This window comes from Variovorax sp. PDC80 (assembly GCF_900115375.1).
Lineage (GTDB): Bacteria > Pseudomonadota > Gammaproteobacteria > Burkholderiales > Burkholderiaceae_C > Variovorax.
The window spans coordinates 54,627-75,029 of the sequence record NZ_FOWG01000019.1 but is presented as its reverse complement, the minus strand read 5'-3'; the positions used below and the strand labels follow the sequence as shown (position 1 = coordinate 75,029).

The 20,403-nt window shown below is 69.9% G+C and carries 22 protein-coding genes; 7 read left to right on the top strand and 15 right to left on the bottom strand.

Going from position 1 to position 20,403, the window contains the following annotated elements; translation table 11 throughout:
- The first annotated feature begins 106 nt into the window (after positions 1-106).
- On the top strand, positions 107-1,084 hold the full coding sequence (locus BM109_RS37275; protein ID WP_093354624.1) for a hypothetical protein: 978 nt from the start codon (positions 107-109) through the stop codon (positions 1,082-1,084).
- On the opposite strand, the gene BM109_RS37270 is transcribed toward BM109_RS37275, so the two are convergent.
- Positions 1,081-2,004, bottom strand: a complete 924-nt coding sequence (locus BM109_RS37270) for a DMT family transporter (protein WP_256223035.1) — start codon at positions 2,002-2,004, stop codon at positions 1,081-1,083. The genes BM109_RS37275 and BM109_RS37270 overlap by 4 nt on opposite strands.
- Before the next feature lie 119 nt (positions 2,005-2,123).
- On the opposite strand from BM109_RS37270, the gene BM109_RS37265 reads away from it, so the two are divergent.
- Positions 2,124-3,014 (top strand): LysR family transcriptional regulator, encoded by an 891-nt coding sequence (locus tag BM109_RS37265; protein WP_093354619.1) that lies wholly within the window; start codon positions 2,124-2,126, stop codon positions 3,012-3,014.
- Here BM109_RS37265 and BM109_RS37260 read toward each other — a convergent pair.
- The gene (locus BM109_RS37260) at positions 3,011-3,796 is read right to left on the bottom strand and encodes an AraC family transcriptional regulator (RefSeq protein WP_256223034.1); all 786 of its coding nucleotides are present in this window, start codon (positions 3,794-3,796) and stop codon (positions 3,011-3,013) included. The genes BM109_RS37265 and BM109_RS37260 overlap by 4 nt on opposite strands.
- 94 nt (positions 3,797-3,890) lie before the next feature.
- On the opposite strand from BM109_RS37260, the gene BM109_RS37255 reads away from it, so the two are divergent.
- Both BM109_RS37255 and BM109_RS37250 read left to right on the top strand, forming a co-directional pair.
- Positions 3,891-4,682, top strand: a complete 792-nt coding sequence (locus BM109_RS37255) for an SDR family oxidoreductase (protein ID WP_093354617.1) — start codon at positions 3,891-3,893, stop codon at positions 4,680-4,682.
- 30 nt (positions 4,683-4,712) lie between these two features.
- Positions 4,713-5,582, top strand: a complete 870-nt coding sequence (locus tag BM109_RS37250) for an NAD(P)-dependent oxidoreductase (RefSeq protein WP_093354614.1) — start codon at positions 4,713-4,715, stop codon at positions 5,580-5,582.
- A gap of 15 nt (positions 5,583-5,597) precedes the next feature.
- Here the strand turns inward: BM109_RS37250 and BM109_RS37245 are convergent, their stop codons facing one another.
- Together BM109_RS37245 and BM109_RS37240 are read right to left on the bottom strand one after the other, a co-directional pair.
- On the bottom strand, positions 5,598-6,596 hold the full coding sequence (locus BM109_RS37245; RefSeq protein WP_057595926.1) for an Hsp33 family molecular chaperone HslO: 999 nt from the start codon (positions 6,594-6,596) through the stop codon (positions 5,598-5,600).
- Between the two features lie 37 nt (positions 6,597-6,633).
- On the bottom strand, positions 6,634-7,158 hold the full coding sequence (locus BM109_RS37240) for a gamma carbonic anhydrase family protein (protein WP_057595925.1): 525 nt from the start codon (positions 7,156-7,158) through the stop codon (positions 6,634-6,636).
- A gap of 50 nt (positions 7,159-7,208) precedes the next feature.
- Here BM109_RS37240 and BM109_RS37235 point away from each other — a divergent pair, with 50 nt between their 5' ends.
- Positions 7,209-8,021, top strand: coding sequence for a ferritin-like domain-containing protein (locus BM109_RS37235; protein WP_093354612.1), 813 nt, complete (start codon positions 7,209-7,211; stop codon positions 8,019-8,021).
- 3 nt (positions 8,022-8,024) lie between these two features.
- Here the strand turns inward: BM109_RS37235 and BM109_RS37230 are convergent, their stop codons facing one another.
- The 9 genes from BM109_RS37230 to phnD form a co-directional block, all read right to left on the bottom strand.
- Positions 8,025-8,498, bottom strand: a complete 474-nt coding sequence (locus tag BM109_RS37230) for a MaoC family dehydratase (protein ID WP_093354609.1) — start codon at positions 8,496-8,498, stop codon at positions 8,025-8,027.
- 70 nt (positions 8,499-8,568) lie between these two features.
- Complete coding sequence (locus tag BM109_RS37225; protein WP_093354608.1) at positions 8,569-9,702, bottom strand: thiolase family protein; 1,134 nt, start codon at positions 9,700-9,702, stop codon at positions 8,569-8,571.
- Between the two features lie 90 nt (positions 9,703-9,792).
- A complete protein-coding gene (locus tag BM109_RS37220; protein ID WP_093354606.1) occupies positions 9,793-10,383 on the bottom strand; it encodes a TetR/AcrR family transcriptional regulator in 591 nt (196 codons plus the stop codon).
- Positions 10,384-10,457: 74 nt separating this feature from the next.
- A complete protein-coding gene (locus tag BM109_RS37215) occupies positions 10,458-11,465 on the bottom strand; it encodes a Bug family tripartite tricarboxylate transporter substrate binding protein (protein ID WP_177239559.1) in 1,008 nt (335 codons plus the stop codon).
- 20 nt (positions 11,466-11,485) lie between these two features.
- Positions 11,486-12,466 carry a Bug family tripartite tricarboxylate transporter substrate binding protein gene (locus BM109_RS37210; protein WP_093354604.1) on the bottom strand — a complete coding sequence of 327 codons (981 nt, stop codon included), beginning with the start codon at positions 12,464-12,466 and terminating at the stop codon, positions 11,486-11,488.
- A gap of 79 nt (positions 12,467-12,545) precedes the next feature.
- Positions 12,546-13,649 (bottom strand): iron-containing alcohol dehydrogenase PsrA, encoded by a 1,104-nt coding sequence (gene psrA, locus BM109_RS37205; RefSeq protein ID WP_093354600.1) that lies wholly within the window; start codon positions 13,647-13,649, stop codon positions 12,546-12,548.
- Between the two features lie 28 nt (positions 13,650-13,677).
- Positions 13,678-14,499: a phosphonate ABC transporter, permease protein PhnE gene (gene phnE / locus BM109_RS41040; protein WP_143129334.1), complete on the bottom strand. Its 822-nt coding sequence runs from the start codon at positions 14,497-14,499 to the stop codon at positions 13,678-13,680.
- Positions 14,496-15,326, bottom strand: coding sequence for a phosphonate ABC transporter ATP-binding protein (phnC, locus tag BM109_RS37200; RefSeq protein WP_143129333.1), 831 nt, complete (start codon positions 15,324-15,326; stop codon positions 14,496-14,498). The genes phnE and phnC overlap by 4 nt, the downstream gene beginning before the upstream one ends.
- Positions 15,323-16,186, bottom strand: a complete 864-nt coding sequence (gene phnD / locus BM109_RS37195) for a phosphonate ABC transporter substrate-binding protein (RefSeq protein WP_093354802.1) — start codon at positions 16,184-16,186, stop codon at positions 15,323-15,325. Before phnD ends, phnC begins: the two co-directional genes overlap by 4 nt.
- A gap of 223 nt (positions 16,187-16,409) precedes the next feature.
- Between phnD and BM109_RS37190 the strand changes: the two genes are divergently transcribed.
- Entirely contained in the window at positions 16,410-17,309 is a 900-nt protein-coding gene (locus tag BM109_RS37190; RefSeq protein ID WP_093354598.1) for a LysR substrate-binding domain-containing protein, read from the top strand.
- A 9-nt stretch (positions 17,310-17,318) separates the two neighbouring features.
- Here the strand turns inward: BM109_RS37190 and xerD are convergent, their stop codons facing one another.
- Both xerD and BM109_RS37180 read right to left on the bottom strand, forming a co-directional pair.
- Entirely contained in the window at positions 17,319-18,230 is a 912-nt protein-coding gene (xerD, locus tag BM109_RS37185; RefSeq protein WP_057595917.1) for a site-specific tyrosine recombinase XerD, read from the bottom strand.
- Between the two features lie 120 nt (positions 18,231-18,350).
- Positions 18,351-19,325, bottom strand: a complete 975-nt coding sequence (locus BM109_RS37180) for a tripartite tricarboxylate transporter substrate binding protein BugE (RefSeq protein WP_093354595.1) — start codon at positions 19,323-19,325, stop codon at positions 18,351-18,353.
- A 102-nt stretch (positions 19,326-19,427) separates the two neighbouring features.
- On the opposite strand from BM109_RS37180, the gene BM109_RS37175 reads away from it, so the two are divergent.
- Positions 19,428-20,345 (top strand): AEC family transporter, encoded by a 918-nt coding sequence (locus tag BM109_RS37175; protein ID WP_093354593.1) that lies wholly within the window; start codon positions 19,428-19,430, stop codon positions 20,343-20,345.
- The last annotated feature ends 58 nt before the right edge of the window (positions 20,346-20,403 follow it).

The window sequence follows — 20,403 nt, the reverse complement described above, 5'->3', positions numbered from 1 at the left end:
GCGGTGCCCTCCGACATGGCGCCGGCCGGCGCTGCGCCATCCTCTAAGCTTCGGCGTCCGTTGCCTGTTGCCGTTGTTTCCCCTCTTCCTCTTGCCTGGAGACCCGATGCCTCTTCGCCGCCGCTTCCGCACCGCCGCCCTCCTCGCCGCCGCCCTCGCGGCCTCGGTGCTGGTCGGCGCCGCCGCCAGCGCGGCCCCGTTGCGCGCCGCGGTCGAGAACGGCACCACGCCCACCGCCTGCGCCGAGGAAGACAACGTCTCGCTGGTGCTGCGCGGCGAAGGCATCCGGCGGCTGCGCATCGAGGCACTGCAGCCGTCCTACCTCGACAGCATCGGCAACGACGTCACCGCGCCCGACTTCTCGGGCTGCAACTTCGACGGCGGCGAGCATCCCACCGACCCCGCGCACCGCTTCGAGCCGCGCACCGTGGTGCTGCTCGACAACGCGCAGTGGCGCATCGTCGGCATGACGCTCGCGAGCTTCTGGCGGCCGCAGCGCGTGCCGGTGCGCGTAGGCACCGTCAGCGACCGCGGCTTCCACCTGCTGCAGGTGTTCCGCAAGGAAAACGGCAAGGCGCTCGAGGCGCTGGTGCTCTATCCCTCCGACGGCTACTGGCGCATCAAGCCCCTGCCCGAGGCGCGCTTCGGCGACGGCGTCTACGGCTCCTCGTTCCTGCTCGGCCCGGTCGAGCAGGCCGGCCGGCCGGTGGTCGACATCGCCTCGATCCGCATCGTGCCGAAGCCGCTGTCGATCCACCTGCGCTTCGCGCGCGGCGGCAGCGCCGTCGCCAACGTCGAGGAGATCAGCCGCGAACGCACCGCGCTCGACGTGCGCTTCTCGGCCCCCACGCGCGAGGCACGGCCCTTCGCGGTGCTGCGCTCGATGTACGTGACGCCCGACAACGCCGACGTCAGCGAGGTGCGCTGGCAGGCCACGCCCGATGCGCCGCCGGTCGCGACGCCGCTGCCCGAGGTGAAGACGCTCGAGGGCACGCAGTTCCGCTTCGGCCGCAGCCTGCCGTCGAAGCACAACACGAGCGCGCCGGACATCTTTTTCGGCGGTTTCGACAACAGCCTTCGCTAGCGACGCGCCGCGCCCGTCACCACCAGAGCGACACCGCTCATCACGAGACCGATTCCCGCCAACGTGAGCCAGGCCGGCACTTCCCCGAGGAACAGCGCGCCGATCAGCACGGCCAGCGCGGGCGCGAGCGCACCGAAGATGGCGGCCCTGGGCGCCCCCAATCGACGCACGGCCTCCGTGTAGAAATACATCCCGAGGATCGCGACCAGGATCCCTTGCGCGACCACCTGGAAACCCACGGCCGATAACGGGGCCGTGAAGAGCTTCGGTGTGAACCCGAAGAAGTAGATCGGCGTGAACAGCACGGCGGAGCACACATTGACGAGCGCCGTCGCGTGCCAGGGGCTGATGCCCGAACGGCGCTGCGCGACGGTGAAACTCGCGAAGCAAAGGCCCGCGAGCAGGAACAGCAGGTCTCCTCGCCACTCTCCCGCGGCGCGATCGGCCAGCAGTGCATAGCCGCCGATGCACAACACACCGGCGACGACGACGGCCATCCCGCCCAGTTGCCGCCGTGTGAATCGCTCGCCGAACAGCAGGCCCGACAGCACCGCCACCCAGATCGGCATCGTTCCGATCATGAGCGTGGCGACATGCGAGGCCGGTGCGAACTGCATGCCCACCGAACCCAGCAGCATGAAGGGCACGCCCGCGCCGAGGACCATGATCGACAGGCGAACCATGCCGATCTGCGCAACGCCCAACCCCTTGCGGGCGAGCACCGGCCACAGGAAAAGCGCCGAGACGCCGAAGCGCAGGAAGGTCACGTCGTGCGGCCCGAGGCTGGTGGTCACGGCGAACCGCGTGGCGACCGACCAGCTCGACCAGATCAGCGCCACCGCGAGGCCGCAGAACACGCCGATGACCAGCGATCGGCGCGCCGCCGGCGCACCGGCCTCTTCCACGACTCCCATTTTCATGACGCTCCCTGGTGCCTGGTTCAGGCCCGTGCCTTGTTGAAGTTGCAGAGAACTCTAAAGAGAATGGCGCTCGCAAGAAAACGACAAATAGAGAACGAACCGTTCAGGGAAGGCGATGTATGGAGTTCTCGGATCTGCAGATTTTCAGGACCGTGGTCCGCACCGGTGGGGTGGTGCGGGCGGCGGAAACCCTTCACCGCGCACAGTCGAGCGTGACCGCGCGCATCCAGGTGCTCGAAGAAAAACTCGGCGTGCAGCTGTTCCTGCGCGAAGGGCGCCGCCTCCAGCTTTCGCCCGCGGGCAAGATACTGGTCGGCTACGCGGACCGCATGCTCGACCTCGCGAAGGAAGCGGTCCAGGCGATCCAGTCCGATCGCCCGAGCGGCGTGCTGCGCCTGGGCGCGATGGAAAGCACGGCCGCTGCCCGCCTGCCGGAGCCGCTGGGGCGCTTCCACGATCGCTATCCGGACGTGGCCCTCGAACTCTATTCGGGCGATCCGCGCGAGCTGATCAAGCAGGTCCTCCGTGCGGACCTCGACGCCGCCCTCATCACCGATCCGATCCCGGACCGCAGGCTGGAAACCCTCGCGATCTATGACGAGGAACTGGTGATCGTCGCCGAAGCAAAGCACGGCAGCATCGCATCGCCGAAGGACCTGTCGTCGAAGACGATCCTCGCCTTCCACCCCGGCTGCCCGCACCGCAAGCGGCTCGAGGACTGGTTCCTGCGCGGCCGCGTCACGCCGGGCCGGATCGTGGAGGCGGGCTCCTACCACCTGATCCTGGGCTGCGTCGCGGTCGGCATGGGCATCGCGCTGATTCCGCACAGCGTGCTCGACAGCTACGCCGAGCGCGACCGGCTCAGCGTCCATCCGCTGCCAGCGAAGTTCGGCCGTGCCAAGACGAGGCTGGTCTGGTTGCGCGACGCGCCCCAGACCAAGATCCTCGCGCTGTCTTCCGTGCTGCTGGAAAGCAACGAGACGAAAAACGCCCCGTTGGACGACGCCTAGCCGGCGCGCCGCACCTCGCCCGGCGTCACGCCGAGCACGCGCCGCATGCAGCGCGCCATGTGGCTCTGGTGCGAGAAGCCGCTCTCCAGCGCCACCTGGCTCGCGGGCAGGTCGCTGCGCAGCAGCAGGCCGCGCGCGCGGTCGACGCGGCGGTGCACCACGTACTCGTGCACCGGCAGGCCGGTCGAGCGCTTGAACAGGGTCTTGAGGTGCGAGGCGCTGAGGCCCGCCACGTCGGCCAGCGAGGACAGCGAAAGGTCGCCGTCGAGGTGGGCCTCGATGTGCTCGGTCACGCGGCGCAGCTGCGGCCGCGTGAGGCCGCGCGCGGGCACGGGCTCGGGGCGGCGCTGGCCGCTCAGCAGGTGCACGGCGAGCGCGGTGCCGAGGCTGTCGGCATACAGGGTGCCGTTGGGAAAGCCCGCGCGGCGTTCGGCGTCGAGGGCCCAGGCGATGTGCTCGATGTGGGCATCGCGGAACTGGTGGCGCTGCGCGAGCGTGGCGCACTCGGCGGGCAATCCCATCTCGTCGGCGGTGCGGCGCAGCAGCGCGGTCGACACGCGCAGCATCAGCGAGGTGCTCGCGGCCTCCTCGTGCCACACGTCGCTCACGCCTGCGGGCACGATGTCGAGGTCGCCGCGCGTGTAGAGGAAGCGGTGGAACTGGCAGGCGCCGGCCACCGGCGCGCCCACGTGGAGCTTGATGCGGTGCTCGGGCAGCGGCTCGTAGCCGACGATGCCGGCGGGCGTCTGCCGCAGTTCGATGCGCAGGTCGGTGTCGCTCATCGGGCCATTATCGGCCGCGCGCCGTCGTCCGTTCGTGCTCGGGGCTGCCCGATCGTGCGCGACCGCGCGCGATGCGCGCGGAATCATCGCGGCCATGAACACCTCTCTCCACCAAGACAGCAACACCCGCTACCGCGGCAAAACCGCCGTCATCACCGGCGGCACCATCGGCATGGGCCTGGCCACGGCCCAGGCGCTGCTCGCGGGCGGCGCCCGCGTGATCCTGACCGGGCGCAATCCGAAGAACCTCGAGGCCGCGCGGCACGCGCTCGGCCCGCAGGCGCAGGTGCTGGCGAGCGACGCCGCCTCGCTGGCCGACATCGATGCACTCGCGGCCACCGCGCACGAGACGCTGGGCCACGTCGACCTGCTGCACATCAACGCCGGCATCGCCACGCTCGAGCCCTTCGAGCAGGTCACCGAGGCCGGCTACGACCGCGCCTTCGCGATCAACACCAAGGGCGCCTTCTTCACTGTGCAGAAGCTCGCGCCGCTGATGAAGCCCGGCGCATCCATCGTCTTCACCTCGTCGATCGCCGACGAGGGCGGCATGCACGGCATGGGCGTCTACAGCGCGACCAAGGCCGCGCTGCGCTCCTTCGCCTCGGGCTTCGCTGCCGAGCTGGTCGGACGCGGCATCCGCGTCAACGTGGTGAGCCCGGGCTTCATCGACACGCCCACGCTCGGCGTGGCCGATGCCACGCCCGCCGAGCGCGCGGAGTTCGTGCGCCTGGGCGACCAGATCACGCCGATGCGGCGCCACGGCAGCGCCGAGGAAGTGGCGCGCGCGGTGCTGTTCCTGGCCTTCGACGCCACCTTCACCACCGGCGCGCGGCTCACGGTCGACGGCGGCCTGGGCCAGAACCTCAGCCCGGCGCACGACTGAATGCATCCCCGATCCATGCAGGAAGCAACCATGACCCCTACCGACGTCTCCCTCATCGGCCTCGGCCCGATGGGCATCGCGCTCGCGCGCGCCCTGCAGCGTGGCCACACGCTCACGCTGTGGAACCGCACGCCGAGCCGCGCCGAAGCGCTGCTCGGCCAGGGCAGCGTGCTCGCCGCCGATGCACGCGCGGCCGTCGCCGCCAGCCCCATCGTGCTGGTCTGCGTGGCGGACTACGCGGCCTGGCGCGCGATCCTCGCGCAGCCGGGCGTGGCCGAGGCGCTGCGCGGCAAGGTGCTGGTGCAGCTGAGCACCGGCACGCCGCAGGATGCGCGCGACGACTGGGCGCGGCTCGACGGCGTGGCCTACCTCGACGGCGCGCTGCTCGCCACGCCCTCGCAGATCGGCCGGCCCGACACGCCGCTGTTCATCTCCGGCGAGGAGCGCGCGCTCGCGGCCTGCCGGCCGGTGCTCGAGGCCATCGCGGGCCACATCGCCTACCTGGGCGAGCCGATCGGCAACGCCGCCGCCTGGGACCTGGCCACGCTCTCGTGCATGTTCGGCGCGATGACCGGCTTCTTCCACGGCGTGCGCATCTTCGAATCGGAACAGCTGCCGGTGCGGGACTTCGCGCAAATGATCGGCACCATCTCGCCCGTGCTCGGCGAGATGATCCGCGCCGAGGGCGAGAGCATCCACGACCGGAGCTATGGCGAACCCGAGAGCTCGATGGCGACTTGCGCGGGCTCGGGCCGGCTGTTCGTGCGGCAGGCGCGCGAGGCGCGGCTCGACACGGGCTTTCCCGATTTCCTGATGGGCTGGTTCGACCGCGCGCTCGCGGCCGGCTATGCGAACGAGCGGCTCGCGGCGATGGTCAAGGTGCTGCGGCAGCCGGGCTGAGCGCCCGGCACCGACTTACTGCACCACCGGCGTGCCGGGAATCTGGTCGCCCGGCGGGCGGAAGATCTGCGCCGCATCGACCGCGTCGAAGCGGTACTGCTTGCCGCAGAAGTCGCAGCCCACCTCGATGTCGCCGCGCTCGGCGAGGATGCTCTCGGCCTCCTCGGCGCCGAGGCCGCGGATCATCTGCGCGACGCGCTCGCGGCCGCAGGTGCAGGCGAAGTGCGGGCCCAGCATGCCGCGCTGCGGCTCGAAGCGCAGCAGCTTCTCTTCCCAGAACAGGCGCCGCAGGATGGTCTCGACGTCGAGCGTAAGCAGTTCCTCGCGCGTGAGCGTCGAGGCTAGGATCGAGATCCGGTTGTAGTCCTCGTTGCGGCCGATCTGGTCCTCGTTCGCCTGGTCGCGATCGGCCGGCGAGGTGCCCTCGAGGTTGCCCTCGCCCTTGACCGGCAGGCGCTGGATCAGCAGGCCCGCGGCCACCTTGTCGTCGGCCGCCAGCACCAACGTGGTGTCGAGCTGCTCGCTCTGCAGCATGTAGTGCTGCAGCACCTCGCTGAGCTTGCCGAGCTTCTCGCCCTCGTCGCCGAACAGCGGCACCACGCCCTGGTAGGGCTGCTGGCCCGGCAGCTTGTCCTTGGGGTCGAGCGTGATCGCGCAGCGGCCCTTGTTGTTCACGTTGACCATGTCGGGCAGCCGCGCATCGGCCGGCAGCTCGCCGATGGTCTTGGCGGTGGCGCGCAGGCTCAGGTCGGGCTTGACCTCGGCCACGGCCACCTTCACCGGGCCGTCGCCGAAGATCTGCAGGATCAGCGCGCCGTTGAACTTGATGTTGGCCTGCATCAGCGTGGCCGCGGCCGTCATCTCGCCGAGCAGCTCGACCACCGGCGGCGGATAGGCGCCGGTGGCGGTGTTGGAGGCGCGCCGCGCGAGGATCTCCTGCCAGGCGTCCGTCAGGCGCACGATCATGCCGCGCACCGGCAGGCCATCGAACAGGAATTTATGCAGCTCGCTCACAACGGGGTTCTTTCTTCGGGTGCCCTCGCGCGCAGGCTCAGGCGATCTTCTTCAGGCCGGCCGCAAAGCGGCGGGCGTTCTTGACGTAGTGCTCCGCACCCTGGCGCAGCTTGGCGGCGGCCGCTTCGTCGAGCGTGCGCACCACCTTGGCGGGCGATCCCAGGATCATCGAGTTGTCGGGGAATTCCGAACCCTCGGTCACGAGCGCACCGGCGCCGACGATCGAGTTGCGGCCGATCTTCGCGTTATTCAAGACCACCGCCTGCATGCCGATCAGCGTGTTGTCGCCGATGGTGCAGCCGTGCAGCATGACCTGGTGGCCCACGGTGACGTTCTCGCCCACGGTCAGCGGGCAGCCGATGTCGCAATGGAGCACCGACAGGTCCTGGATGTTGCTGTTGCGCCCGATGGTCATGGCCTCGGTGTCGCCGCGCAGCACGGCGCCGAACCAGACGTTCGCGTTCTCGGCCAGCGTCACGCGCCCCATCACCTCGGCGCTGTCGGCGACCCAGGCGCCGTCGCCGAGTTGCGGCGCCACGCCGTCGAGTTCATAGAGGGCCATCGTGGGAGTCTCCGGAAAGGGAAAGAGGGGTGAAACCTAGAATTGTAGGGATGCACCCCCGATTGAGCGCCCTGGCCGCGCTGCGCCTCACCGACCCCGAAGAGAAAGTGGCGGCAACCCGCGCGCTGGCAACGCACATCGCTAGCGAAACCATAGCAGACGACCCCGTGCGCGTGCCCGGCGACGAGCTCGGCGTACCGGGCCGGCCCGAGCGCCCGCTGCGCGTGTCGGCCATGGCGGTGGGCAAGCGCTCGCCGTTCAACACCGAGGGCCGCGCGGCGCTGGTCCATTCGATCTGCCACATCGAGTTCAACGCCATCAACCTCGCCCTCGACGCCGCCTGGCGCTACGACGGCATGCCCGCGCGCTACTACCAGGACTGGCTGCGCGTGGCCGACGAGGAGGCGCAGCACTTCACGCTGCTGCATGCGCACCTGCAGACCATGGGCTGGCGCTATGGCGACTTCACCGGCCACGACGGCCTGTGGAGCATGTGCGAGAAGACGCGCGACGACGTGCTCGCGCGCATGGCGCTGGTGCCGCGCACGCTCGAGGCGCGCGGGCTCGATGCCACGCCGCTGATCCAGGCCAAGCTCAAGCGCGTGAACACGCCCGATGCGCTGCGTGCGGTCGAGATCCTCGACATCATCCTGCGCGACGAGGTGGGCCACGTGGCGATCGGCAACCACTGGTACCGCTGGCTCTGCGAGCGCGCGGGCATCGACGCCGAGGCCGCCTACCCCGGGCTCGTGGCGCGCTACGAGGCGCCGCGGCTCAAGCCGCCGTTCAACCTCGAGGCGCGCACGCGCGCGGGCTTCAGCGACGAGGAGCTGAAGGCGCTGGGCGGCGGCAACGCTGCCTAGGAGTCAATCGGGCTTCTTCATCACCACCAGCTTGGGCGAGAAGTGCTGCAGCACCTCGCCGCGCTGGTTGCGCGTCTCGCAGCGCACGCGGACCATCGCGCGGCCCGGCTTGGAACGCGAGGGCACGATCTCGACGATCTCGCTGACCACGTGCAGCACGTCGCCGGGCCGCGTGGGCTGCGGCCAGCGGATCTCGTCGCCGCCCGAACCGATGATGCCGTCGGCCAGCGGGATGCCGCTGTCGACCAGCAGGCGCATGGTCACGGCCGCCGTGTGCCAGCCGCTCGCGGCCAGGCCGCCGAAGAAGGTGCGCTTGGCGGCCTCCTCGTCGGTGTGGAAGGGCTGCGGATCGAACTGCAACGCGAAGGCCTTGATCTTCTCGGCGTCGAGCGCGTATTCGCCGCTGGTGAAGCGGTCGCCCACCGCGAGGTCGTCGAGGTAGAGCTTGGCGCGGGGGGTGGCGGTGGTGTCGGTCATGGTGCGTTCCTCCTTCGCTGATGGCACGGCGGCATTGTCGCCACCGTGCCGCGTCGTGTCGCGCCGGCGCTCAGACGCGCTCGAGGATGGTCGCGATGCCCTGCCCGCCGCCAATGCACTGCGTGGCCAGCGCATAGCGGCCGTTCTCGCGCGCCAGCAGCGAGGCCGCCTTGCCCGTGATGCGCGCGCCGGTCGCGCCCAGCGGATGGCCGATAGCGAGGCCGCCGCCGTCGAGGTTGACCGTGGCCGGGTCGAGCCCGAGGTCGCGGATGCAGGCCAGCGCCTGCGAGGAGAAGGCCTCGTTGATCTCGACCACGTCAAGGTCGGCCACCGTCAGGCCCGCGCGCGCCAGCGCCTTGCGCGTGGCGGGGATCGGGCCGATGCCCATGATGGCCGGGTCGACGCCCACGGTGGCGAAGGACTTGATGCGCGCCAGCGCCTTCAGGCCATGGCGCGCGGCGAAGGCATCGCTGGTCACCAGCACCGCGGCCGCGCCGTCGGTCAGCGGCGACGAGGTGCCGGCCGTCACCACGCCATCGGGACGGAAGGCCGGCTTGAGGTTGGCCAGCGCCTCGGCCGAGGTGGTGGGACGGATGCAGCCATCGGCCTCGACCAGTTCGCCCGAGGCCAGGCGCACCGGCACGATCTCGCCGGCCAGGCGGCCCTGCTCGCGCGCGGCCGCGGCCTTGCGGTGCGACTCCACCGCCAGCGCCTCCTGGTCGGCGCGGCTCACGTTCCAGCGCTGCGCCACGTTCTCGGCGGTCTCGCCCATCGAGATGTAGGCATCGGTGTCGGCCAGCAGCTCCGGGCTCGGCGAGAAGTTGAAGCCGCCCTGCGGCACCATGCTCATCGACTCGACGCCCACGCAGAGGAAGACCTCGCCCATGCCGGCCTCGATCTGCGCAGCCGCGATGTGCACCGCCTGCATCGACGAGCCGCAGAAGCGGTTGACCGTCATGCCGCCCACCTCGTGCGGCAGGCCGGCCAGCAGGCCGACGATGCGCGCGAGGTTGTTGCCCTGCGAGGCCTCGGGGTAGGCGCAGCCCAGGACGATGTCCTCGAGCAGCGCGGGATCGAGGTCGGTGCGCTGCAGCAGGCCCCGGACCACGCCGGCGGCCAGCGTGTCGGGACGCACCTCGGCCAGCGCGCCCTTCTTCGCGAAATGGAACGGCGAACGGGCATAGGCGGAAATGACGGCTTTCATGATGTGCTCCTAAAAACTACCATCCAATCGGTAGGCTGACAGGTCAAAAAAGAGGCACGCAGGGCGTGCCTTCGGGTGGATGCCGGGGCGTCAGACGGGCAGCGAACTCCTCAGTTGCGCGACCGCGTCGTCGAAATCCTCCACGCGGCCGGTCATGCGCGCCGCGATCAGCGCGCCCTGGCAGACCGCGAACACATAGGCCGCGAGCGCCGCGGGGCCCGCGCCGCCGGCGCCCTGGGCGCGCTCGGACACCAGCGCGCCGAGCACGCCGGTCAGCCACAGCACCTGCATCTGGCGCAGCTCCTGCACCGTGCGGCGCAACTCGTCGTTGATGCAGTCCCAGCCCGGCGCCAGCGCGCCCGCGGGACAGACCGCCGAGCCGGCGCGCAGGCCGTTGCGGTACATGCGGAAATAGGCGTCGAGCGACTCGCGCGGCGTGCGGGCCTTGGCCTCGTCCCAGCGGCGGAAGCCCTGGATCGCGTCGCGCAGCACGGCCACGCCCAGCGCCTCCTTGGACGGGAAGTGGTGGTAGAGGCTGGCCTTGCGCACGCCGACCGCGTCGGCCACGTCCTGGAAGCTGAAGCCCAGGTAGGAGCGCGTGGCGATGAGCTCGCGCGCCGCGCCCAGGATCTGGTCGCGCGTGCTGCCGGTGGCGAGGGCTGCTGAGGAAACGCTGCTCATGGCTACCTACTATAAGGTAGGGAAATCGGAGTGGCTATCGCGCGGGCGACAAGCCCGCGCGGCCGGTGGGGTTCTCAGTCGGCCTTGATGCCGGCCGCCTTCACGATCCTGCCATTGCTCTCGAACTCGCTGGCGATCTCTTTCGCGAAGTCGGCCGCGGGGCCGCCCGTGGGCACGTTGTCGGTGGCCGTGAGCTTCGCGCGCAGCTCGGGGCTGGCCAGCGCCTTGTTGATCTCGGCGTTGTAGCGCGCGAGCAGCGCCGGCGGGGTGGCGGCCGGCGCGAACACGCCGAACAGCGAGTTGATGTTGGCCGCCTTGTAGCCCAGCTCGCCCAGCGTGGGCACCTGCGGCAGGCTCTCGAGCCGCGCCGGCGCGCCCACCGCGAGCGGCCGCAGCTTGCCCGACTGGATGTGCGCGCCCAGCGTGGGGCTGGCGTTGGTCGAGAGGATCTCGAACTGCCCGCCCAGCGCATCGTTGAGCTGCTGGCCGCCGCCCTTGTAGGGCACGTGCGTGATGTCGACGTTGGCCGCCGAGCGCAGCTGCTCGAGCACGATGTGGCCCAGCGAGGCCGGCCCCGAGGTGGCCCAGCGCACCGCGCCCGGATGAGCCCTGGCATCGTCGAGCAGCGCGCGGAAGTCCTTCGCCTTGCTCGCGGGCGTGGCGATCAGCAGCACCGGCGAATACATCACGCTGGCCACCGGCGCCACGTCCTTCAGCGGATCGAAGGGCAGCTTGCCCAGGTGCGGGCTCAGCACCAGCGGGCTGATCGCCGAGAAGCCCAGGGTCGCGCCGTCGGGCGCGGCCTTGGCCACCGCGTCCATGCCGATCGCGCCGCTGGCGCCCGCGCGGTTCTCGACCACCACCGTGGTGCCGAGTTGCGCCGCGAGCCGGTCGCCGAGGGCGCGCGCGACCACGTCGCTGACGCCGCCGGCCGGATAGGCCACGATCAGCCGCAGGGTCCTGGGCACGGCCGGGGTCTGGGCCGCCGCGGCGCCGCAGAGGAAGGCGCCGGCCGCGGCCAGCGAGGCGAGCACCGCGGTGCGGCGCGTCGGGAAGAAGAAGGAATGCATCGGATTCGTCATGGCCCTCGAGTCTGCCTCCATCAGTCGAGCTGCAGCTTGCGCTCGCGGATCAGCTTCGACCATTTCTCGTTGTCGGCCTTCACGAAGGCCGCGAACTCGGTCGGACCCAGCGAATGGACCTCGGCGCCCGCGGCGGCGAACTTGGCGCGGATCGCCGGCTGCGCGAGCGCCTTGGCGAGTTCGCCCGACAGGCGGTCCACCACCTCCTTGGGCATGCCCGCCGGTCCCACCAGGCCCTGGAAGCCCACCGACTCCATGCCTGCGAGGCCCAGCTCCTTCACGGTCGGCACGTCGGGCAGCTGCGGATCGCGCTGCGGCCCGGTCACGGCCAGCGCCTTGAGCTTGCCGCCCTTCACCTGCGGCAGCAGCACGCTGCCCGCGTCGATCAGGATCTGCGTCTGCCCGCCGATCAGGTCCTGCACCGCGGGCGCGCTGCCCTTGTAGGGCACGTGCGTCATGTCCAGGCCCGTGACCTGGTTCATCAGCTCGCCGTTGAGGTGCGTCGAGGTGCCGTTGCCGCCCGAGGCGAAGTTGACCTTGCCGGGCTGGCCCTTGGCCCAGGCCACGAAGGCCTTGAGGTCCTTGGCCGGATGGTCGGGCCGCGTCACCGCGATGTAGCTGCCCTGGCTGATCTGGCCGATGTAGGTGAACTGCTTGATGGGGTCGTAGGGCGGCTTGCTCTGCAGGTACGGCGCGATCGCGAACGGCCCGGTGTTGGCCAGCAGCAGCGTGTAGCCGTCGGCCGGCTGGCGCGTGAGCTCGGTGGCCGCGATCATGCCGCTCGCGCCGGGCTTGTAGTCGACCACCAGCTGCTGCTTGAGCGCCTCCTGCAGCGGCACCTGCACCGTGCGCGCCGCGAAGTCGATGCCGCCGCCGGGCGGATAGCCGACGATCAGGCGGATGGGCTTGGCCGACGGGTAGCCCTGGGCCAGGGCGGGGCCGATGGTGGCGGCGGTCGCGGCCAGCGCGAGGCCGGCGAGGAAGACGCGGGGGATCCTCATGTCGATGTCTCTCGTGTTCGAAAGCCGCCGATTCTGCGGCAAGCCGCGAGCGACCCGGGATTCGCCGCGCCCCGCCCGCTCAGGCGGTGTCCTGCGCGATCGCGCCGCCGATGAAGTTGCGCCCGCGCGCGCCGCTCAGGGCCTGCAGCAGCATCCGCCGCGCCTCGTCCTCGCCCACACCGTAGTCGGCGAAGCGGGTCTTCACGCCCAGCGATTCGATGAAGGCCGCGAGCCGGCGCGGCGCCTCCGCGAGCGGCAGGCCCAGCGCCTGCGCCAGCACCGCGTCGCGATCGGCGCGCCGGCCGATCGCGCGCTCGAGCACCAGCGGCAGCGGGAACGAACAGGCGATGCCGTGCGGCAGGCCGTAGCGCAGCGTCATCTCGTAGGAGATCGAGTGCGCCAGCGCGGTCTTGGTGTTGGAGAAGGCCATGCCCGCCTTCAGCGCGGCCAGTGCCATGCGCCCGCGCAGCGCCACGTCGTCGAGCCGCCCCATCAGCTGCGGCAGCACCTCGAGCGTGTCGCGCACCGCGGTCACCGCGAAGGTGTCCGACACCGGGTTGGCATTCACGTTCCAGATCGACTCGAGCGCATGCGAGAGCGCATCGAGCCCGCTCTGCAGCGTGACCGCCGCGGGCAGCGACAGCATCAGCTCGGGATCGATCAGCGCATGGCGCGGCCAGGTCTGCGCCAGGTGCAGCGAATACTTGCGTTGCCGGCCGCGGTCCCAGATCGTGGCCCAGGGCGTGACCTCGCTGCCCGTGCCCGCGGTGGTCGGCACGGCGATCAGCATCTTGGCGTGCACCGGCACGAAGGGCCGCTCGCCGGCCAGGCCGGCCACCAGGTCGTCGAAGCGCGCGCCCTCGCCCGCCACCATCAGCGCCTTCGCGGTGTCGATGACGCTGCCGCCGCCGACCGCCACGATCGCCTCCACCTGCGGATGCGCGCGCCAGAACTGCGCGTAGGTCGCGGCCAGCTCGGCCACGTCGGGGTTGGGCCGCACGTTGTCGATCACGCAGGCCAGCGCGTCGCCGAGCACCGCCTCGAGCCGGCCCAGCAGCCCGATCGCGCGGGCCTCCTGGAAGGTCACCAGCGCGGCGCGGCGGCCCGCGAGCAGCTTCGGCAGGGACGACAAGGCCCCGGCCCCGTACGTGCTCTGCACGGGGTTGAAGTAGTGGAAGGTCATGGTCGGGGTCGGTCGTCGGCGCGCGGCCTCAGGAACGGCTGCCCTGCTGGATCCAGGCGCGCAGCCGGGTCGAGAGGTAGTCGGCGGTCATCACCATGACCACGATGACCAGGATGCAGGTCGCCGTGTCCTGGTACTGGAACAGCTTCATGCTGCCCACCAGCTCGAAGCCGATGCCGCCCGCGCCCACCATGCCCAGCACGGTGGCCTGGCGCAGGTTGGTCTCGAAGCGGTAGACGATGACGCCGATCCATGCCGTCACGACCTGCGGGATCACGCCGAAGACGATGGTCTGGATCGGGCCCGCGCCCGTGGAGCGCAGCGCCTCGATCGGCCCCTGGTCGATCTCCTCGATCGACTCGGCGAAGAACTTGCCGAGCATGCCCGCGCCATGCAGCGCCAGCGCCAGCACGCCGGGAAAGGGCCCGAGGCCGACGGCCGCCACGAAGATCAGCGCGAGGATGATCTCGTTGATGCCGCGCGTGATGTTGAGCACCTGCCGCATCGCATGGAACACCGCCGGGTTCGGCGAGATGTTGCGCGCCGCGAAGAAGCACAGCGGCACCGCGAGCACCACCGCCAGCAGCGTGCCCCAGAGCGCGATCTGCACCGTCTCGATGGCGGGCTTCACCAGCTTGCCCATGAACTCCCAGTTGGGCGGCAGCATGCGGCCGAGGAAGTCGGCGATCCAGGGCATGCCCTTGGCGAGTTCGCCGAAGCTCACCTGCGCGCCGATCGCGGCCCACCAGAGCACGCCGAGCCCGGCCGCCGCGGCGACCAGGTACTTCCACCAGCCGGGGTTGCCGCCGCTGCGGGCGATCAACAGGTTGTAGCGTCCGATCGCGATCATGGCTGCTCCAGGGCGAGTTGCTGGACCGGCGGCAGCGCCGGCGCGTGCGCCGCGGCCACGGCCGCGTCTTCCTTCGGTTCCCCGGGGTCGGGCTCGAGGCCGCCCGGATAGATGCGCTGCAGCACCTCGTCCGTGAGCTCATCGGGCCGGCCCTCGAACACCACGCGCCCGCCCGCCACGCCGATCACACGCTGCGCGAACTCGCGCGCGTAGTCGACCTGGTGCAGGTTGCAGATCACGGTGATGCCGTCCTCGCGGCTGGCCTGCCGCAGGTAGTTCAGCACCTTGCGCGAGGTCTTCGGATCGAGGCTGGCCACGGGCTCGTCGGCCAGGATCACCTTGGGCCGCTGCGCCAGCGCCCGCGCGATGCCCACGCGCTGCTTCTGGCCGCCCGAGAGCGTGTCGGTGCGCAGGTCGGCCTTGTGGTCGAGCTCGACGCGGCGCAGGCATTCGCGCGCGATCGCGATGTCGCGCGCCGGAAAGACCTGGAACCACGAGGCCAGCGCCGGCATCGAGCCCAGGCGCCCGGTCAGCACGTTCTTCAGCACCGACAGGCGCGGCACCACGTTGTAGTGCTGGAAGATCATCGCCACGTCGCGGCGTACGCGGCGCAGCCCCGCGCGATCGCGCCGCACGGGCGCGCCGTCCACCCGCACCTCGCCCTGCGTGGGCTCGGCGAGCTGGTTGATGCAGCGAAGCAGGGTGGACTTGCCGGCGCCCGAGGCACCGAGGATGACGACGAACTCGCCCTTGCCGACCGCGAGGTCGACCTGGTTGAGCGCGGTGAAGTCGCCGTAGCGCTTGCAAAGGCCGCGGATCTCGATCATTTCATCTTCCCCAGGTCGAGCTTCAGGATCTTGGCCGTGTCGCGGATCACGTTGTAGGCCGCGTCGTTGGTCGGATGGAAGCCGTTGAGCAGGCCCTGGTCGGACCAGGGGATGTCCTTCACCTGCAGGAAGGCCGCCTGCACGCGCTGCTTGAGATCCGCGCCGAGGTCCTTGCGCCAGACCGTGGGCGATTCGGGGATCGGATCCGAGCGCCAGACCTCGACCAGGTCCTCGCGCTTGACCAGCCCCTTCGCCACCGCGGCGTCGAGGATGCGGTCGGCGATGGCGGCCGCGTCGACCTTGCGGTTCTGCACCGCGATCGCGCTCGAGTCGTGCGAGCCCGAGAAGATCACGCGGCCGAAGTCCTTGTCGGGATCGAAGCCGGCCTTCATCAGCCCGGCCTTGGGGAACAGGTGGCCCGAGGTGGAGCTGGGGTCGACGAAGGCGAAGGTGCGGCCCTTCAGGTCCTTCACGCTCTTGATGCCGCTGTCCTTGTGGGCCACCACCTGGCTGTAATAGAAGGTGCGGCCGGCCTTCTTGGTCTCGGCGACCGCGAAGGCCTCGATGTCGGCCACCGTGGTGCCCAGCACGTACGAGAACGGGCCGAGGTAGGCCACGTCGAGCCGCTTGGAGCGCAGCGCCTCGATCACGCCGTTGTAGTCGGCCGCCACGAAGGGCTTGACCGGCATGCCGAGGCCCTGGGCCAGCATGTCCATCATGCGCTGGCTGTTGGCGATCATCGCGCGCGAATCCTCGGAAGGAATCAGCCCGACCGTGAGCGCCTGCTGCGCCCGCGCCGGTGAAAGGAAGGCCGCGCCCACGCCGGCGGCAGCTCCGAACAGCAAGCTTCTGCGTTTCATCATCTGTGTCTCCAGTCTTCTGCGGTTCCGGTCCCCCGCGCCGCCGTCGTGGCGGCCCGGGGATTCGTGGCATTCCGGTCGTCTTTTGGGTGCCGACCTGGAGCGCCTGGCGGCGAGTACATCACCGGCCCATTCATCGATCCAATTCAAATTTTTTCGTCGATGTATTCAATGAACCTATAGTCGGATTCATCGAGAATTCCGCTTTTTCCGGAGCCACCGCATGCGCCTGACCCAGCTTCGTTCCTTCTTCGCAGTGGCCCGCGAAGGCAGCTTCACGCGCGCCGCCGAGAGCCTGCACGTGAGCCAGCCCACCATCACGACGCAGGTGCGCTTTCTCGAGGAGGCCTACAAGGTCGAGCTGTTCCACCGCCGCGGCCGGCGCGTGCAGCTCACGGTGATGGGCGAGCAGCTGATGCAGCTCGCGCAGCAGATCTTCAGCCTCGAGGCCGACGCCGTGAACCTGCTGGGCGACGCAGGCGAGCTGCGCACCGGCCACCTGCGCGTGGCGGCCGTCGGGCCCTATCACGTGACGAAGATGCTGGTCGACTTCAACCAGCGCTATCCCGGCATCAAGGTGACGGTGAGCACCGGCAACTCGCAGGACGTGCTGAACCAGCTGCTCGACTACAGCGCCGACGTGGGCGTGCTCGCGCAGATGGTGCGCGACGAGCGCTTCCTCGCTGTGCCCTTCATGAAGCAGCCGGTGGTGGTCTTCGTGCCCTCCTCGCACCGCTTCGCGCGCCGCCGCGCGATCCGGCTGGCCGAGCTCGAGGGCGAACGGCTGATCATGCGCGAGCAGGGCTCGACCACGCGCAAGGCGCTCGAGCTCGCGCTCGACAAGGCGCGCATCCGGACCGACGTGGTGATGGAGATCGGCAGCCGCGAGGTGATCCGCGAAGCCGTGCTGCAGGGCCTGGGCATCGCCGCGGTGTCGGAGGTCGAGTACGTGCCCGCGCCCGACCTGCACCGCGTGGCGATCAGCGACACCGAGATCTTCACCTCGGCCCATGCGCTGTGCCTGGCCGAGCGGCGCGACATGCGCATGGTCAGCGCCTTCTTCGACACGCTCTCGCCCGCTCTGTCGGCCGCGCCCGAGGGCCGGCGCCGCAGGAGCCACTGACCGGCGGACTCAGCCGCGCGGGTGGTGCTGCGCGTGCAGCTGCTTGAGCCGCTCGCGCGCCACGTGGGTGTAGATGGTGGTGGTCGAGATGTCGGCGTGGCCCAGCAGCATCTGCACCGCGCGCAGGTCGGCGCCGTGGTTCAGCAGGTGGGTCGCGAAGGCATGGCGCAGCGTGTGCGGCGACAGCGGCACGTGGATACCGGCCGCGGCCGCCTGCTTCTTCACGATGACCCAGAACATCACGCGCGTCATGCCCGCGCCGCGCGCGGTCACGAACAGGTCGGGCGTCTGCTGGCCGTCGAGGATCACGGGGCGCGACTCCTCGATGTAGCGCTCGATCCAGCGCCGCGCCTCGCCGCCGAAGGGCACGAGGCGCTCCTTGCTGCCCTTGCCGAGCACGCGCAGCACGCCGTCGTTGAGGCTGATGTCGATCACCTTGAGCGACACCAGCTCGCTCACGCGCAGCCCGCTCGCATACATCAGCTCGAGCATCGCGCGGTCGCGCAGGCCCAGCGGCGTGTCGACGTCCGGCGCGCCGAGCAGGTCGTCGACCTGCTTCTCCGACAGCAGCTTGATCGCGCGCGGCATCTGGCGCGCCGGCATCAGCCGCAGGCTGGGGTCGGCCACGATGCGGCGCTCGCGCAGCGCCCAGCGGTAGTAGCGCTTGAACACCGTGAGCCGCCGGTTGGCCGAGGTCGCCTTGCCCTTGGCCGACAGCCGCACGCCCATGTAGGCCTGCAGGTCGGCCTCCTGCGCCGCGCCGAGCTTCATGCCGCCGCGTTGCTGGTCGAGCCAGTGCGCGAACAGCGCGAGGTCGCGCCGGTAGGCGGCGAGCGTGTTCTTCGACAGGCCGTCCTCGAGCCAGAGGGCGTCGATGAATTCGTCGATGTCGGGGGTGGGTGCGGCGGCGGCCTCGGTCATGGGTGGGCAAGATAGCAAAAAGCGCGGGCCCCACGCCGAGCCTGGGCGACAACCATGGCGATGGCCATGAAAAAAGGCCGCTCCCTCTGCAGGGAACGGCCCCTTCGGGATCGGGCAGGATCAGTCGAGCTTGAGCTTCTGCTTGGCCACGACATCCTTGTAGACCTCGTACTCGGCCTTGATCTGGGCCGAGAACTGCTCGGGCGTGTTGGCCACGATCAGCGAGCCGGTGTCCTCGATGCGCTTCTTCACGGCCGGATCTTCCACCGCCTTCTTCACGCCGGCGCTGATCTTGTCGACCACTTCCTTCGGCAGGCCCTTCGGGCCCAGGATGCCGTAGTAGGCCATGCGGTTGACCGGCTCGAGGCCGACTTCCTTGAAGGTCGGCACGTTCGGCAGCGCGGCCAGGCGCTGCGGCGCCGACACCACGATCGGGATCAGGCGGCCGCTCTGGATGAAGGGCATGGCCGAGGGGATGTTGTCGAACATGATCGGCACCTGGCCGGCCACCACGTCGTTGAGCGCCGGGCCCGCGCCGCGGTACGGGATGTGCGTGACGAAGGTGTTGGTGAGGCTCTTGTAGAGCTCCATCAGCAGGTGGCCGATGCCGCCCGTGCCCGACGAGGCGTACGAGTACTTGCCGGGGTTCTTCTTGAGTTCGGCCACGAACTCGGCGTAGTTCTTCGCCGGGAAGCTCGGGTTGACCGCGATGATGTTCGGCGTGGCCGCGATGTTGATGATCGGCGTGAAGTCGTTGATCGGGTCGTACGGCGTCTTCGGGTTGATGGCCGGGTTGGCCGCGGTGCTCGACACCGTGGCCACGCCGAGCTTGTAGCCGTCGGGCGCCGAGCGCGCCGTTTCGGCCGCGCCCACGATGCCGCCGCCGCCGGCCCGGTTGATCACCACCACCGGCTGGCCCAGCACCTTGCCCAGCGGATCGGCCACCACGCGCGCCACGATGTCCGTCGTGCCACCCGGGGCGAAGGGAACGCTCAGTTCGACCGGCTTGTTGGGATAGCCCTGGGCGAAGGCCGGGCCCGCGACCGCGACCAGCGCGGCGGCACCGACGAAGGCACTCCATTGACGACGTTGCATCGATTACTCCTTGAACGATGGGGACGAAAATTGCGAAAGCAGCGATGCTAGCGGCTCGTCGCTGCGACCCGGGCTGTGGAATACCCATGGTTTGGGCGGTTTATGCTCGGCGCGGTGAACTACGCGCAGCTGCTTTTCCCCGACTTCTCCCTGATCGCCATCGGCTGGCTCCTGTGCCGCTACACCGCGCTGGACCGCAAGGTCTGGGACCAGGTCGAGAGCCTCGTCTACTACTTTCTTTTTCCCACGCTGCTGTTCCATTCGATCGTACGCAGCCCGCTCGATTTCGGTGCGACCTCGAGCCTGCTGATGGCCGGTGTGGGCGTGAGCCTCTGCGGCGTGGCGCTGGCCTATGCCCTGCCCTGGGTGCCGGGCATCGGCTCGCACCTCGACCGGCGCGACCATGCGGCGAGCGTGCAGGTCGCGTTTCGCTTCAACTCCTTCATCTGCCTCGCGATGGCCGAGCGGCTCGCGGGACCCGAAGGCCTGCTGCTGATCGCGGTGCTGATCGGGGTGTGCGTGCCGATGATGAACATCGCGGCGGTGTGGCCGATGACGCGGCATGCGCAGACCGGGTTCGCGCGGCAGCTGGTGCGCAATCCGCTGATCGTGGCGACGGTGGCGGGGTTGCTGGCGAATGTGCTGGGGTTCACGGTCCCTGGCTGGCTCACGCCGACCTTGTCGCGGATCGGGGCGGCTTCGTTGGCGCTCGGGCTGCTGGCGGCAGGGGCGGGGATGCAGTTTGCTACGTTGGGGCGGGGGAAGGTGCTGGCCGCTTCGGTGCTTTCGATTCGGCACTTCATCTTGCCGCTGGTGGCTTGGGGGCTGGCGCGGTGGTTGCGGCTGGATGCGGCGCAGGCTTCGGTGTTGATGGCTTTTTCTGCGGTTCCTACGGCTTCGAGTGCTTATGTGTTGGCGCAGAGGATGGGGTACAACGGGGCGTTTGTGGCGGGGTTGGTGACTATGTCTACGGTGTTGGGGGTGGTTAGTTTGCCGTTTGCTTTGGCGCTGCCTCGTTGAATGCTTCGACCGGTGTTTTCTTGATTTTTTTATTGGTCGTGCGGAGGCCGTTGGCCGG